We start from the raw sequence: 13,843 nt of genomic DNA on the forward strand, positions 1-13,843 counted from the left end.
CGTAAGGACACTAACACCTGAAGCTAGCGCGTCTACCAATTCCGCCACCTTCGCATACCATCGACACTGTAAAAGTATCGTAACCACGGAGGCGCATTCTAGATGTTTTCAGCTTTACGTCAACAGAAAAATGCGCACGCTGTTTTGATTGCTGCAAAAATGGCCGATGGTAGCGCCAGGTTTTACCGGATAGCGGTTACGCGTATCCGGCCTGCCAGATAAGGGGATTACTTCTTAGCCTGACGCGTCATCACGGTGCGGTAAACCTTAAAGCGACCCGTCTGGGCGATGACTTCATGGAAGCCAAAGGTTTCATCCAGCACTTTCGGGTACGGTAAGAAGGCGTTAGCCACGATACGCAGTTCACCCCCGCTGTTCAGATGACGTACTGCACCACGGATCAGCGTTTGCGCCGCTTCAAGGCTGGTTTCCATGCCATCGTGGAACGGCGGGTTGGAGATGATCATGTCGAAACGGCCATTCACGTCAGAGAAGACGTTGCTGGCAAACACGTCGCCTTCCAGGCCATTTGCGGCAAGCGTTGCGCGGCTTGCTTCAACCGCCGGGGCGCTCACATCGCACAGGGTTAAGCGCACTTTTGGCGAATGGCTCGCCAGTACGGTCGCCAGTACACCCGCGCCACAGCCGACATCCAGCACTTTGCCTTTCGTATGCGGCGTCAGGGTGGAGAGCAGCAGCTGACTGCCCACGTCCAGACCGTCGCGGCTGAAGACGCCAGGCAGAGTTTTAATGGTCAGACCGTCAAGCTGATACTCATCCCAGAATTTCTCAGCATCAAAGGTCGCCTGTTTTTCCAGACGGCCGTGATACAGGCCACAGCGACGGGCGCTGTCGATTTTATTCAGCTGCGCATAGCCTTCCAGCATCTGTTCTGCGCTACGAACGCCGCTGCGGTTCTCACCGACCACGAAAATATCGCAGCCAACGGGCAGCAGAGAAAGCAGGTTCATCAGCTGGAACTGGGCTTCTGGCTTGTTCTTCGGCCAGTAGTAGATGAGCGTGTCGCAGTCGGCGATGTCGCTCTGTTCAGCGACCAGGCTAAAGCGCGCGCGGTCGTCCATCTGGCGGCTCAGTACCTGCCAGTGGTGGTAGTATTGGGTGTGGGCACGGCTTTCAGCACAGTCGAAACGTGCGGGCAGGTCATCCTGCATATCTCCGGCAAACAGAATACGGCTTTCTTCGAAATCATCACTGTGACGCAGCAAGACTTCACTTGCCGGGGTAAATGCAGACATGAATTGTTCCTCAATTAACTCAGGCGGGGATTATAGTAGGTAGATGGCGCAGTTTCGACACATTTGCTATATTTGCGCGCCTGAGAGACAGGAGTTTTCCCTATGACATCCCGACGAGACTGGCAGTTGCAGCAACTGGGCATCACCCAGTGGGCCTTGCGTCGCCCGACGGCGTTGCAGGGCGAAATCGCCATCTCCATCCCTGCGCACGTCCGGCTGGTGATGGTGGCGGAGGAACTGCCTGCCCTGAATGAACCCCTTATTGGTGATGTCCTTCGTAGCCTGAAGCTGACCACTGAACAGGTTTTACAGCTTACGCCAGATAGGGTCACCATGCTGCCATCCGACAGCCGCTGCAACAGCTGGCGTATGGGAGACATCGATGAGGTCTCCCTGGAAGGGAGCCAGATCTGCTCGCCAGCGCTGGACGAACTGAAAGCCAACCCAAAAGCGCGCAGCGCGCTATGGCAACAAATCTGCGAATATGAACACGATTTCTTCCCTCACGACGCCTGATCTGACCGCGGCGTACGCGATTGAAACGCGCGCCCATGCTTTTCCATGGAGCGAAAAAACCCTCGCCAGCAATCAGGGCGAGCGGTATCTGAATTACCGTCTGGACGTCGACGGCGCGATGGCCGCTTTTGCCATCACGCAGGTCGTTCTGGACGAAGCGACGCTGTTTAATATCGCGGTTGATCCCGCGTATCAGCGCCGGGGGCTGGGAAGAGAACTGCTTGAGCATCTCATTCGCGAGCTCGAAACCCGTGACGTTTTCACCCTGTGGCTGGAGGTGCGCGCGTCGAATGTCGCCGCCATCGCACTCTATGAAAGCTTAGGCTTTAACGAGGCGACTATCCGCCGTAACTACTACCCCACCGCAGAGGGACGTGAAGACGCCATCATAATGGCTCTGCCGCTTGGATAACTAAAATAAGGTTGTAACGATGAAATGGGACTGGATTTTCTTTGATGCCGACGAAACGCTGTTTACGTTTGACTCGTTTGGCGGCCTACAGCGGATGTTTCTCGATTATAGCGTTACCTTCACCGCTGAAGACTTTCAGGACTATCAGGCGGTAAACAAACCGCTGTGGGTGGATTACCAGAACGGTGCCATCACCGCGTTACAGCTGCAGCACCAGCGCTTTGATGTCTGGGCCGAGCGGTTAAACGTCAGCCCGGGTGCGCTTAACGATGCCTTCCTTAATGCTATGGCGGATATCTGCGCGCCGTTGCCGGGCGCGGTTTCCCTGCTGGACGCCCTGAAGGGCAAGGCGAAGCTGGGCATTATTACCAACGGTTTTACCGCCCTGCAGCAGATCCGCCTTGAGCGTACGGGCCTGCGCGATCATTTTGACGCGCTGGTGATCTCTGAAGAGGTGGGCGTACCTAAGCCGGATCCGCGTATTTTTGATTATGCGCTGGAACAAGCGGGCAATCCCGATCGTGAACGTGTGCTGATGGTCGGGGATACCGCGGAGTCGGATATTCGTGGCGGGATGAACGCCGGCCTGTCGACCGTCTGGCTGAATGCACACGGTCGCACGTTGCCAGAAGGTATCCAGCCGACCTGGACCGTCACGTCATTGAACGAACTGGAGCAGCTCCTGTGTAAACAATGATTGCCTGCCCCCCATTGATGGGTAAAATAGCAGCATTTTTCGTATCCCATGATGCGCGGCCTGACGCCGCGCTTATATAGAAGATTTCATTATGACGTTGTCTCCTTATCTGCAAGAGGTGGCCAGGCGCCGTACTTTTGCCATTATCTCTCACCCGGATGCCGGTAAAACGACCATCACCGAGAAGGTGTTACTGTTCGGACAGGCGATTCAGACTGCGGGTACCGTAAAAGGCCGTGGTTCCAACCAGCATGCAAAATCTGACTGGATGGAGATGGAAAAGCAGCGTGGTATTTCCATTACCACCTCCGTGATGCAGTTCCCGTATCATGATTGCCTGGTCAACCTGCTGGATACCCCAGGGCACGAAGACTTCTCGGAAGATACCTACCGTACGCTGACGGCGGTGGACTGCTGTCTGATGGTCATCGACGCCGCGAAAGGGGTAGAAGATCGTACCCGTAAGCTGATGGAAGTTACCCGTCTGCGCGATACGCCGATCCTCACCTTTATGAACAAACTCGACCGTGACATCCGCGACCCGATGGAGCTGATGGATGAAGTGGAAAACGAGCTGAAAATTGCCTGTGCGCCTATCACCTGGCCCATTGGCTGCGGCAAGCTGTTCAAGGGTGTCTATCACCTTTATAAAGACGAAACCTATCTTTACCAGACCGGCAAAGGCCATACCATTCAGGAAGTCCGTATCGTAAAAGGTCTGGATAACCCGGAGCTGGATGCGGCTGTGGGTGAAGAGCTGGCCGCGCAGCTGCGTGACGAGCTGGAGCTGGTTCAAGGTGCATCTCACGAATTCGACAGAGAGCTGTTCCTGAGCGGTGAAATCACCCCGGTCTTCTTTGGTACCGCGCTGGGTAACTTCGGCGTTGACCATATGCTTGACGGCCTGGTGGAGTGGGCGCCACAACCGATGTCACGTAAAACTGACACCCGTGAAGTGGAAGCGAAAGAAGAGAAGTTCACCGGTTTCGTCTTTAAAATTCAGGCTAACATGGACCCGAAACACCGTGACCGCGTCGCCTTTATGCGCGTGGTGTCCGGTAAGTATGAAAAGGGCATGAAGCTGCGTCAGGTACGTATCGGTAAAGATGTGGTGATCTCCGACGCGCTGACCTTTATGGCGGGCGACCGTTCGCACGTTGAAGAAGCCTATCCGGGCGACATCATCGGTCTGCACAACCACGGTACGATTCAGATCGGCGATACCTTCACCCAGGGTGAAATGATGAAGTTCACCGGTATTCCGAACTTCGCACCGGAACTGTTCCGTCGTATTCGCCTGCGCGATCCGCTGAAGCAGAAACAGCTGCTGAAAGGGCTGGTTCAGCTTTCCGAAGAGGGCGCTGTCCAGGTGTTCCGCCCTATCGCTAACAACGATCTGATCGTGGGCGCTGTCGGTGTGCTGCAGTTCGACGTGGTCGTTGCGCGTCTGAAGAGTGAGTACAACGTGGAAGCGATCTATGAATCGGTTAACGTGGCGACCGCGCGCTGGGTAGAGTGTTCTGACGTGAAGAAATTCGAAGAATTTAAACGTAAGAACGAAGTGCAGCTGGCGCTGGATGGTGGTGATAACCTGACGTATATCGCTCCAACCATGGTCAATCTTAACCTGACGCAGGAACGTTATCCTGATGTCCAGTTCCGCAAAACGCGCGAACACTGATCCCCTCTCAGAGCACGGCAATCGCCGTGCTCTTCTTTATTTCCTGTCTTATTAATCTCTTGCGGAATGTTCTTAATTCAACATTATTTCGCGTCTTTTGCTCGTTTTTTACCCAAATCTGAAAGCGGCACTGTGAGAGTGATCTATATTTAACTCAGTGTTTAACACCGGGCGTGGATGAATTAACTGTTCAATGCATGACTTTGGGTTCTCCATTTTGCCCGTGTGTTTATTCGCAATATATAAAACTAGCAATTAGGGAAGTATGTCGCCCGAATGACGGGTATACACAGGAATACATCGATGAATATGACAAGACTGAAGATTTCTAAAACTCTGCTGGCTGTGACACTGGGTAGCATCCTGGTAAGTGGTTCTGCTCTGGCTGAAACCAGCACTATGGATAAAGCGCAGTCCACCGCCGATACCGCAGGGCAAAAAATCGATAGCTCTATGAATAAAGTCGGTAATTTCATGGATGACAGCTCAATCACAGCAAAAGTGAAAGCCGCACTGGTGGATGATGAAGCTATCAAGAGCACCGATATTTCCGTTAAAACTGACAAGAAAGTTGTCACCCTGAGTGGTTTTGTAGAAAGCCAGGCCCAGGCCGAACAGGCGGTAAAAGTGGCGAAGGGTGTTGAAGGTGTAGCGTCCGTGAGCGACAAACTGCACGTTCGGGACAGCAAAAACGCGTCGGTGAAAGGGTATGCCGGAGATGCAGCCACCACCAGCGAAATCAAAGCTAAACTTTTAGCAGATGACATCGTGCCATCTCGTAAAGTGAAAGTGGAAACCACCGATGGTGTGGTTCAGCTTTCCGGTACGGTCGATTCTCAGGCGCAAAGTGAGCGCGCCGAGTCCATCGCGAAAGCGATCGATGGTGTTAAAAGCGTTAAAAACGATCTGAAAACGAAGTAAATCTGCACCATTCGCCCGTCTGGCTAACGTCAGCGGGCGAAATAAAAATGACTCTGGAAAATCGCCGGTGAGTGACCTGAGCGCGCTCACATTTAGCGGCCGACATTAACTATGGTAAAGGAGAAGCTTATGTTTCGTTGGGGCATTATATTTCTGGTTATCGCGTTAATTGCCGCCGCATTGGGCTTTGGTGGTCTGGCAGGTACAGCGGCATGGGCAGCAAAAATTGTCTTTGTCGTGGGTATTATTCTGTTCCTGGTCAGCCTGTTTACGGGTCGTCGACGTCCGTAGCAAACGCAATATTCCTTCAACAAAAAAAAGCCAGTCCTCGTGACTGGCTTTTTCTTGTTTCAGTCGCTGGTCGGGTGCGCTACTGTGTCATAACAGAAAAATGAAAACAGGAAAGCAGAGGTGGGGCAACGAATTCCCGTTACGCTCGGCAATATTGCGCCGCTGGCGTTAAAGCCGTTTCGCGCAGGCCCGCTTGCGCTGGTGTGTGAAGGTGGCGGACAGCGCGGCATTTTTACGGCCGGTGTGCTGGACGAGTTTATGCGCGCGCAATTCAACCCGTTTGACCTGTACTTCGGGACCTCTGCCGGGGCGCAAAACCTCTCTGCTTATGTCTGTAACCAGCCCGGCTACGCGCGAAAAGTGATCATGCGCTACACCACGGCGAAAGAATTTTTCAACCCGGTGCGCTTTGTGCGCGGCGGGAATTTGATTGACCTCGACTGGCTGCTGGATTCGACCTCAAGCCAGATGCCGCTGGCAATGGATACGGCGGCGCGCCTGTTCGACAGCGGAAAAGAGTTCTGGATGTGCGCCAGCCGTGGTGATGACTACACGCCGGGGTATTTCTCTCCTCAAAAAGAGAACTGGCTGGATATCATTCGCGCCTCCAGCGCCATTCCCGGTTTCTATCGTTCCGGCGCACTGCTGGACGGCATCAGCTATCTGGATGGCGGCATCAGTGACGCGGTGCCGGTACAGGAAGCTGCGCGACGCGGGGCAAACACCATTGTGGTGATCCGCACCGTCCCGTCGCAAATGTACTATACCCCGCAGTGGTTTAAACGCATGGAGCGCTGGTTAGGCGACAGCAGCCTGCAACACCTGGTCAACATCGCGAAGCAGCATGAAACGACCTATGGCGCCATGCAGCGCTTTATTGAAAAACCGCCGGGTAAGCTGCGTATATTTGAAATTTATCCGCCTAAACCGCTGGTCAGCATGGCGCTGGGCAGCCGCGTTCCTGCGCTGCGTACCGATTACAAAACGGGGCGTCTGTGCGGGCGTTACTTCCTGGCGACAATAGGCAAACTGCTGGCTGAACAACCGCCTATACATCGTCATAAAGCCATTATTACCCCACCGGCGGTGGTGGCGAATGATGCGCTGGCGATGCCGCTGGTGGATGCTCCGCAGGCGAATGACGCATTGTTAGATAATGAGGATCTGGCGTGACGTACCGGTTTATCGATACCCACTGTCATTTTGATTTTCCACCGTTTACGGGGGATGAAGAGCAAAGCATCACGCGAGCTGCACAAGCCGGCGTAGAGGCGATAATTGTGCCGGCGGTTGAAGCGGCATACTTTGAGCGGGTAATGGATCTCTCAAGGCGGCACCAGGCGCTGTACGCCGCGCTCGGCCTGCATCCCATTATGATTGAACACCATCTTGATGAGCATATCGACGCGCTGGACGCCATTGTGCAGACGGCTGGCGACAAACTTGTCGCCATCGGTGAGATCGGCCTCGATCTCTATCGCGACGATCCGCAATTTGCGCGCCAGCAGACGATCCTTGATGCGCAGCTGCGTCTGGCGAAGCGCCACGATCTGCCGGTGATCCTTCACTCCCGTCGGACCCATGACAAACTGGCAATGCAACTGAAGCGTATCGATCTTCCGCGAAGGGGGGTTGTGCACGGCTTTTCAGGGAGCCTGCAGCAGGCGCAGCGCTTTATTGCGCTGGGCTATAAAATTGGCGTCGGGGGTACCATCACCTATCCACGCGCCAGTAAAACCCGCGATGTGATGGCGCAGCTGCCGCTCGAAGCATTATTACTGGAAACCGACGCACCGGATATGCCGCTCAACGGTTTTCAGGGGCAGCCAAATCGCCCGGAGCAGGCCGCTCGGGTCTTTGACGCGCTTTGTGAGCTGCGTGAGGAGCCGGAAGAGGTGATTGCGCATGCCCTGCTGGAGAATACCCGCGCGGTATTTGGTATCACGCTATAGATAAAGCGCCGGTCGGATTACCACAATCTGCTGTTGTTCCAGCGCCCGCGCCAGCGGCTCAATATCTTCTGGCGTGGCGCTGCGCCAGGACGCCGCCTCACCGTAAACGCCGTGAGCATGAAAGGCGTTAATGCGTACCGGGACATTTCCCAACGCGTGGATAAACGCCGTCAGCGCTTTGAGATGCTCCAGATAATCACATTGCTCCGGGATCACCAGTAATCGCAGTTCCGCCAGCCGCTGGTGGTGTGCCAGCCAGCGGATACTGTGCTTAATCTGCGGATTTTCGCGTCCGGTCAGGAAGCGATGGTGTTCGTTCCCCCAGGCCTTCAAATCCACCATTGCCCCGTCGAATACCGGCAGCAGTTTTTGCCAGCCGGTTTCCCCTAACAGACCGTTGCTGTCCACCAGGCACGTCAGGTGTTGCAGGGCGGGATCGGCTTTGATCGCCGTGAAGAGCGCTACCAGGAACGGTAGCTGCGTTGTCGCTTCACCGCCGCTCACGGTAATACCTTCAATAAAGGGCGCGGATTTAGAGAGCTGAATGAGGATCTCGTCGACGCTAAAACGGTGCGCCATTGGCGTTGCCTGCTGCTGGCACAACTGCAGGCAGGTATCACACTGCTGACACTGACTCTCCTGCCACCAGACCCGCCCGGCCTGTATGTTCAGCGCATCGTGCGGGCAGTGGGGTACGCAGTCGCCGCAGTCGTTGCAGCGTCCGATGGTCCACGGATTGTGGCAGGTTTTGCAGCGCAGGTTGCACCCCTGGAGAAACAGAGCCAGGCGGCTGCCCGGCCCGTCCACGCAGGAGAAGGGGATCACCTGACTAACTAAAGCGCATCTGCTGTTCATGGCTTATCACGCGTGGCTGGCGCTCCAGGATGCGGGTGTGTCGGGCGGCTTCTTCTCCAAGCCAGGTGGTGTTAGTGCGTGACCCTGCTTCACGGTATTTCTCCAGGTCGGACAACCGCACCATATATCCGGTCACGCGTACCAGATCGTTACCGGCCACGTTGGCGGTGAACTCCCGCATTCCCGCGTTGAACGCACCCAGACACAGTTGCACCACGGCCTGCGGGTTGCGTTTGACCGTCTCGTCCAGCGTCAGGATGTCGCTAATCCCGGCGTGATAGTGCTTGTGGTGTGGCGCCACGCTCAGCAGGTGGCTAATCGGGTCCGGCTCCTCCCCGTAAGGCAACCGCGCGCCCGGCGTCGTACCGATATCAGAGCTTATTCCGGACTGGGCATGCAGCATCGCACGCTGTTTCCAGCCGTATTTTACCGGTGTGCTTTCAACAAACGCCGCGAGCTGTTCGCTGATCCGATACCCCAGCGCGTTGGCTTGGTCGTCTTTACCGTAACGGCCCGGGGAACCCGCTTTCTCACACAGCACGTTCACCGCTTCGGCCAGGCCGTACATGCCGAACATCGGCACAAAGTGGTCGGGATCAATCAGTCCCTCTTTGACGAGGAAGCTATTCTCAAAGAAGCCGGATTTTTGATACAGGAACTCGCAGCGGGCATTGATGACGGCCAGTTGCTGCTGGCAGTAGTGGGGCAACGTACGGCTAAAAAAGTCTTCGGGCGAGTCGCTGTGTTCGGCAATGGCCTTCAGGTTCAGGCGCACCAGCGTGCTGCCGCCGCCTGCCAGCGGCAGGGAGTTGTAACAACTCACGATGCCATAACGGCCTTTTGTGAAAATTTTATCATTCACCGGGCCGTTATAAATATGGGGTTTGCTGCATTCACAGAGGTTTTCGGCCACCCTGAGCAGCAGCGAATCTGGTGTGATATCGGGATCATAAATAAAGGTCAGATTCGGTGCGACCTGCTTCAGCTCTGCATCAGCGCGTAAAATCGCGCGGGTAACGGGCGTGTCCGCCGGGCCAATATTGGCATGCATAAACGCATCCGGAAGCGTTCTGTCGAGATAGCGCCAGAAACGTTTTATTCGGCTATCGATTTCTTCTTGTGTTAGAATATTAACATACGGTTGCAGTAATGCATCAAGATGACCGAGGAAGACCGGCATCGATGTGACAGAAGGAACATGGTGGTACAGGATGGTCAGCAGTGAGAGCGCGTCATCCAGATCCTTTGCCCCTTCCAGTTCCAGCCATGCCGAGCCGTTGGCGAGGAATCTGGCGTAATCAGGCAGAACATAGCGCGGTTTATAAGGCGCATGGCCTTCGAACATGTCGCAGATAAATCCCTCTTCCAGCGCGGTGCGAGCGGCCTGAGGCAGCGCGGGGTAGGGAAGATGGTTCTCCGCCTCCAGCGCCAGAAAATGACGTTTTTGCTCGGGGGTCAATACCGGGCTTGTCACAATTTGCTGGCAACGTTGTTGCAGTGCGTGAGGGCTGGCGTGGGACATATTCGCTTCCTTTATGGTTCTGCGGATGATGACCGAATTGTAGGAAGTCATCCCGGGGGGACTTTTGATCCCACACCGGGTATCGCTGCTTTAATCAGCAGCGACAGCAGTAAAATTTGAAGTTCATCTCATTACAGTAATGCAAATTTGTACGCAGTTTTCATTAACTGTGATGAATGTCGAAGTGTAAGTGCGGCTGGATGTTAGAATAGTCACAGACCGCAAGGTGAAATTTATACGGCGATGCCGTTGGAGAATGTTATGACCGATTTAACTGCAAGCAGCCTGCGCGCGTTGAAACTGATGGACCTGACCACCCTGAATGATGACGACACCAATGAGAAAGTCATCGCCCTGTGCCATCAGGCGAAAACGCCCGTCGGGAACACTGCAGCCGTCTGTATCTACCCGCGCTTTATCCCCATTGCCCGTAAGACGCTGAAAGAGCAGGGCACGCCGGATGTACGCATTGCAACCGTGACTAACTTCCCGCACGGCAATGACGACATCGAGATTGCGCTGGCTGAAACCCGCGCGGCCATCGCGTACGGCGCTGACGAAGTGGACGTGGTATTCCCGTACCGTGCGCTGATCGCCGGTAACGAGCAGGTTGGTTTTGACCTGGTGAAAGCGTGTAAAGACGCTTGTGCTGCGGCAAACGTGCTGCTGAAAGTGATCATCGAAACCGGTGAGCTGAAAGAAGAAGCGCTGATCCGTAAAGCGTCTGAAATCTCCATCAACGCGGGTGCGGATTTCATCAAAACCTCTACCGGTAAAGTGCCGGTGAACGCAACGCCGGAAAGCGCGCGCATCATGATGGAAGTGATCCGTGATATGGGCGTGGAAAAAACCGTAGGCTTCAAACCTGCGGGCGGCGTGCGCACGGCTGAAGATGCGCAGCAGTTCCTGGCGATTGCCGACGAACTGTTTGGCCCGGCGTGGGCGGATTCCCGTCACTATCGCTTTGGTGCATCCAGCCTGCTGGCGAGCCTGCTGAAAGCGCTGGGTCACGGCGACGGTAAGAGCGCAAGCAGCTACTGATTTTTATCCTGCGGCGGGCCATCCGCCGCATTTAACCTGTTTTCTCGGGGGTTACCGTGTTTCTCGCACAAGAAATTATTCGTAAAAAACGTGATGGTCATGCATTAAGCGACGAAGAGATCCGCTTCTTTATCAATGGCATTCGTGATAACACCATCTCTGAAGGGCAGATTGCTGCTCTGGCGATGACCATTTTCTTCCACGATATGTCGATGCCTGAGCGTGTATCGCTGACCATGGCGATGCGAGATTCAGGAACCGTTCTGGACTGGAAAAGCCTTAACCTCAACGGCCCGATTGTGGATAAACACTCAACCGGCGGTGTAGGTGACGTGACGTCGCTGATGCTGGGCCCAATGGTGGCGGCCTGTGGTGGTTATATCCCCATGATCTCCGGGCGTGGCCTGGGACATACCGGCGGTACGCTGGACAAACTGGAAGCCATCCCGGGCTTCGATATCTTCCCGGATGACCATCGCTTCCGCGACATTATTAAAGACGTTGGTGTGGCGATTATCGGCCAGACCAGCTCTCTTGCTCCTGCAGACAAGCGCTTCTACGCGACCCGCGATATCACCGCGACCGTTGACTCTATTCCCCTGATTACCGCCTCTATCCTCGCCAAGAAACTGGCGGAAGGCCTGGATGCGCTGGTCATGGATGTGAAAGTGGGCAGCGGCGCCTTTATGCCGACCTATGAACTTTCCGCGGCGCTGGCAGAAGCCATTGTGGGCGTCTCCAACGGTGCGGGCGTGCGTACTACCGCCCTGCTGACGGACATGAACCAGGTGCTGGCGTCCAGCGCAGGCAACGCCGTGGAAGTGCGTGAAGCCGTGCAGTTCCTCACCGGTGAATACCGGAACCCGCGTCTGCTCGATGTCACCATGGCCTTGTGCGTGGAGATGCTGATCTCCGGCAAGCTCGCCAGCGATGATGCCGACGCACGCGCCAAACTTCAGGCGGTGCTGGATAACGGCAAAGCGGCAGAGATCTTCGGCCGCATGGTAGCGGCGCAGAAAGGCCCAACCGACTTCGTGGAACACTACGCGAAATACCTGCCAACGGCGACGCTCAGCAAAGCGGTCTACGCCGATACCGAAGGCTTTGTCTCGGCGATGGATACGCGCGCGCTCGGCATGGCGGTCGTGTCGATGGGCGGCGGTCGTCGTCAGGCCTCGGACACCATTGATTACAGCGTCGGCTTTACCGATATGGCGCGTCTGGGTGACAGCGTCGATGGTCAACGTCCGCTGGCCGTGATCCACGCGAAAGATGAAGCCAGCTGGCAGGAAGCGGCGAAGGCGGTGAAAGCGGCCATTACGCTTGATGATAAAGCACCGCAAAGCACACCGACTGTCTATCGCCGTATCACCGAATAGCGGTATACTGATCTGATCGATAATTTTTGAAGCACTACGTACGGAGAACAATTATGAAACGTGCATTTATTATGGTGCTGGACTCATTCGGCATCGGCGCAACCGAAGATGCAGAACGTTTTGGTGACGTGGGTTCCGATACCATGGGTCACATCGCTGAAGCCTGTGCGAAAGGCGAAGCGGACAACGGTCGTAAAGGCCCTCTGACTCTGCCAAACCTGACCCGTCTGGGTCTGGTGAAAGCCCATGAAGGTTCTACCGGTAAAATTGCAGCCGGTATGGACGGCAATGCGGAAGTGGTAGGCGCGTACGCCTGGGCGCACGAGCTCTCTTCCGGTAAAGATACCCCGTCTGGCCACTGGGAAATCGCCGGCGTGCCGGTTCTCTTCGACTGGGGTTACTTCTCCGATCACGAGAACAGCTTCCCGCAGGAGCTGCTGGACAAGCTGGTTAAGCGTGCCAATCTGCCGGGCTACCTCGGTAACTGCCACTCTTCCGGTACCGTGATTCTGGACGAACTCGGTGAAGAGCACATGAAAACCGGCAAGCCGATTTTCTACACCTCTGCCGACTCCGTGTTCCAGATTGCCTGCCACGAAGAGACCTTTGGCCTGGATAAGCTTTACGAGCTGTGCGAAATCGCACGTGAAGAGCTGACCGAAGGCGGCTATAACATCGGTCGCGTGATTGCACGTCCGTTTATCGGTGATAAAGCGGGTAACTTCCAGCGCACCGGTAACCGTCATGACCTGGCCGTTGAACCACCGGCACCGACCGTACTGCAGAAGCTGGTTGACGAGAAAGACGGCCACGTGGTGTCCGTGGGGAAAATTGCAGACATCTATGCCAACTGCGGTATCACCAAAAAAGTGAAAGCCACTGGTCTGGATGCGCTGTTTGACGCCACCATCAAAGAGATGAAAGAAGCGGGTGACAAGACTATCGTCTTCACCAACTTCGTGGACTTCGACTCCTCCTGGGGCCACCGTCGTGACGTGGCCGGTTATGCCGCGGGACTGGAACTGTTTGACCGCCGTCTGCCGGAGCTGATGGAGCTGGTGGGGGAAGATGACATTCTGATCCTGACCGCCGACCACGGCTGCGACCCAACCTGGACCGGTACCGATCACACGCGCGAGCATATTCCTGTGCTGGTGTACGGCCCGAAAGTGAAACCTGGCTCACTGGGCCACCGTGAAACCTTCGCCGATATCGGTCAGACTATTGCGAAATACTTTGGTACGTCCGACATGGAATATGGCAAGGCCATGTTCTAAACACATCCGGGCGTATCCCCTCTCCCTCCGGGAGAGGGAGAAC

14 protein-coding genes are annotated in these 13,843 nt (G+C 55.4%); 11 read left to right on the plus strand and 3 right to left on the minus strand.

Annotated features, from left to right (window positions below; all coding sequences use genetic code 11):
* Nucleotides 1–227: 227 nt before the first annotated feature.
* A complete protein-coding gene (gene rsmC, locus AAIR21_RS11780) occupies nt 228–1,256 on the minus strand; it encodes a 16S rRNA (guanine(1207)-N(2))-methyltransferase RsmC (protein ID WP_014168516.1) in 1,029 nt (342 codons plus the stop codon).
* 102 nt (nt 1,257–1,358) lie between these two features.
* Between rsmC and AAIR21_RS11785 the strand changes: the two genes are divergently transcribed.
* The 8 genes from AAIR21_RS11785 to AAIR21_RS11820 all read left to right on the plus strand — a co-directional run bounded on the left by AAIR21_RS11785 (nt 1,359) and on the right by AAIR21_RS11820 (nt 7,726).
* The gene (locus AAIR21_RS11785) at nt 1,359–1,772 is read left to right on the plus strand and encodes a DNA polymerase III subunit psi (RefSeq protein WP_014168517.1); all 414 of its coding nucleotides are present in this window, start codon (nt 1,359–1,361) and stop codon (nt 1,770–1,772) included.
* The gene (rimI, locus tag AAIR21_RS11790) at nt 1,741–2,184 is read left to right on the plus strand and encodes a ribosomal protein S18-alanine N-acetyltransferase (protein ID WP_025205607.1); all 444 of its coding nucleotides are present in this window, start codon (nt 1,741–1,743) and stop codon (nt 2,182–2,184) included. Before AAIR21_RS11785 ends, rimI begins: the two co-directional genes overlap by 32 nt.
* Before the next feature lie 19 nt (nt 2,185–2,203).
* A complete protein-coding gene (gene yjjG, locus AAIR21_RS11795; RefSeq protein WP_014168519.1) occupies nt 2,204–2,881 on the plus strand; it encodes a pyrimidine 5'-nucleotidase in 678 nt (225 codons plus the stop codon).
* Nucleotides 2,882–2,972: 91 nt separating this feature from the next.
* Nucleotides 2,973–4,562, plus strand: a complete 1,590-nt coding sequence (gene prfC, locus AAIR21_RS11800; protein ID WP_014168520.1) for a peptide chain release factor 3 — start codon at nt 2,973–2,975, stop codon at nt 4,560–4,562.
* 303 nt (nt 4,563–4,865) lie between these two features.
* Complete coding sequence (gene osmY, locus AAIR21_RS11805) at nt 4,866–5,483, plus strand: molecular chaperone OsmY (RefSeq protein ID WP_020885287.1); 618 nt, start codon at nt 4,866–4,868, stop codon at nt 5,481–5,483.
* Between the two features lie 129 nt (nt 5,484–5,612).
* Nucleotides 5,613–5,774, plus strand: a complete 162-nt coding sequence (locus tag AAIR21_RS11810) for a DUF1328 domain-containing protein (RefSeq protein WP_003856556.1) — start codon at nt 5,613–5,615, stop codon at nt 5,772–5,774.
* Between the two features lie 120 nt (nt 5,775–5,894).
* Nucleotides 5,895–6,947, plus strand: a complete 1,053-nt coding sequence (locus AAIR21_RS11815) for a patatin-like phospholipase family protein (protein ID WP_020885286.1) — start codon at nt 5,895–5,897, stop codon at nt 6,945–6,947.
* Nucleotides 6,944–7,726, plus strand: a complete 783-nt coding sequence (locus AAIR21_RS11820; RefSeq protein ID WP_183516779.1) for a TatD family hydrolase — start codon at nt 6,944–6,946, stop codon at nt 7,724–7,726. Before AAIR21_RS11815 ends, AAIR21_RS11820 begins: the two co-directional genes overlap by 4 nt.
* Here the strand turns inward: AAIR21_RS11820 and AAIR21_RS11825 are convergent.
* Nucleotides 7,721–8,581, minus strand: coding sequence for a YjjW family glycine radical enzyme activase (locus tag AAIR21_RS11825; RefSeq protein ID WP_044866206.1), 861 nt, complete (start codon nt 8,579–8,581; stop codon nt 7,721–7,723). The genes AAIR21_RS11820 and AAIR21_RS11825 overlap by 6 nt on opposite strands.
* A complete protein-coding gene (locus AAIR21_RS11830; protein WP_183516778.1) occupies nt 8,556–10,103 on the minus strand; it encodes a YjjI family glycine radical enzyme in 1,548 nt (515 codons plus the stop codon). Before AAIR21_RS11830 ends, AAIR21_RS11825 begins: the two co-directional genes overlap by 26 nt.
* A gap of 261 nt (nt 10,104–10,364) precedes the next feature.
* Here AAIR21_RS11830 and deoC point away from each other — a divergent pair, with 261 nt between their 5' ends.
* The 3 genes from deoC to deoB are packed head-to-tail and all read left to right on the plus strand — an operon-like array spanning nt 10,365 to nt 13,800.
* Nucleotides 10,365–11,144, plus strand: a complete 780-nt coding sequence (gene deoC / locus AAIR21_RS11835) for a deoxyribose-phosphate aldolase (protein WP_020885282.1) — start codon at nt 10,365–10,367, stop codon at nt 11,142–11,144.
* 56 nt (nt 11,145–11,200) lie between these two features.
* Nucleotides 11,201–12,523 (plus strand): thymidine phosphorylase, encoded by a 1,323-nt coding sequence (gene deoA / locus AAIR21_RS11840; protein ID WP_014168528.1) that lies wholly within the window; start codon nt 11,201–11,203, stop codon nt 12,521–12,523.
* Between the two features lie 53 nt (nt 12,524–12,576).
* Complete coding sequence (gene deoB, locus AAIR21_RS11845) at nt 12,577–13,800, plus strand: phosphopentomutase (RefSeq protein ID WP_020885280.1); 1,224 nt, start codon at nt 12,577–12,579, stop codon at nt 13,798–13,800.
* The last annotated feature ends 43 nt before the right edge of the window (nt 13,801–13,843 follow it).

The organism is Enterobacter sp. PTB (assembly GCF_051130085.1).
GTDB lineage: Bacteria > Pseudomonadota > Gammaproteobacteria > Enterobacterales > Enterobacteriaceae > Enterobacter > Enterobacter ludwigii.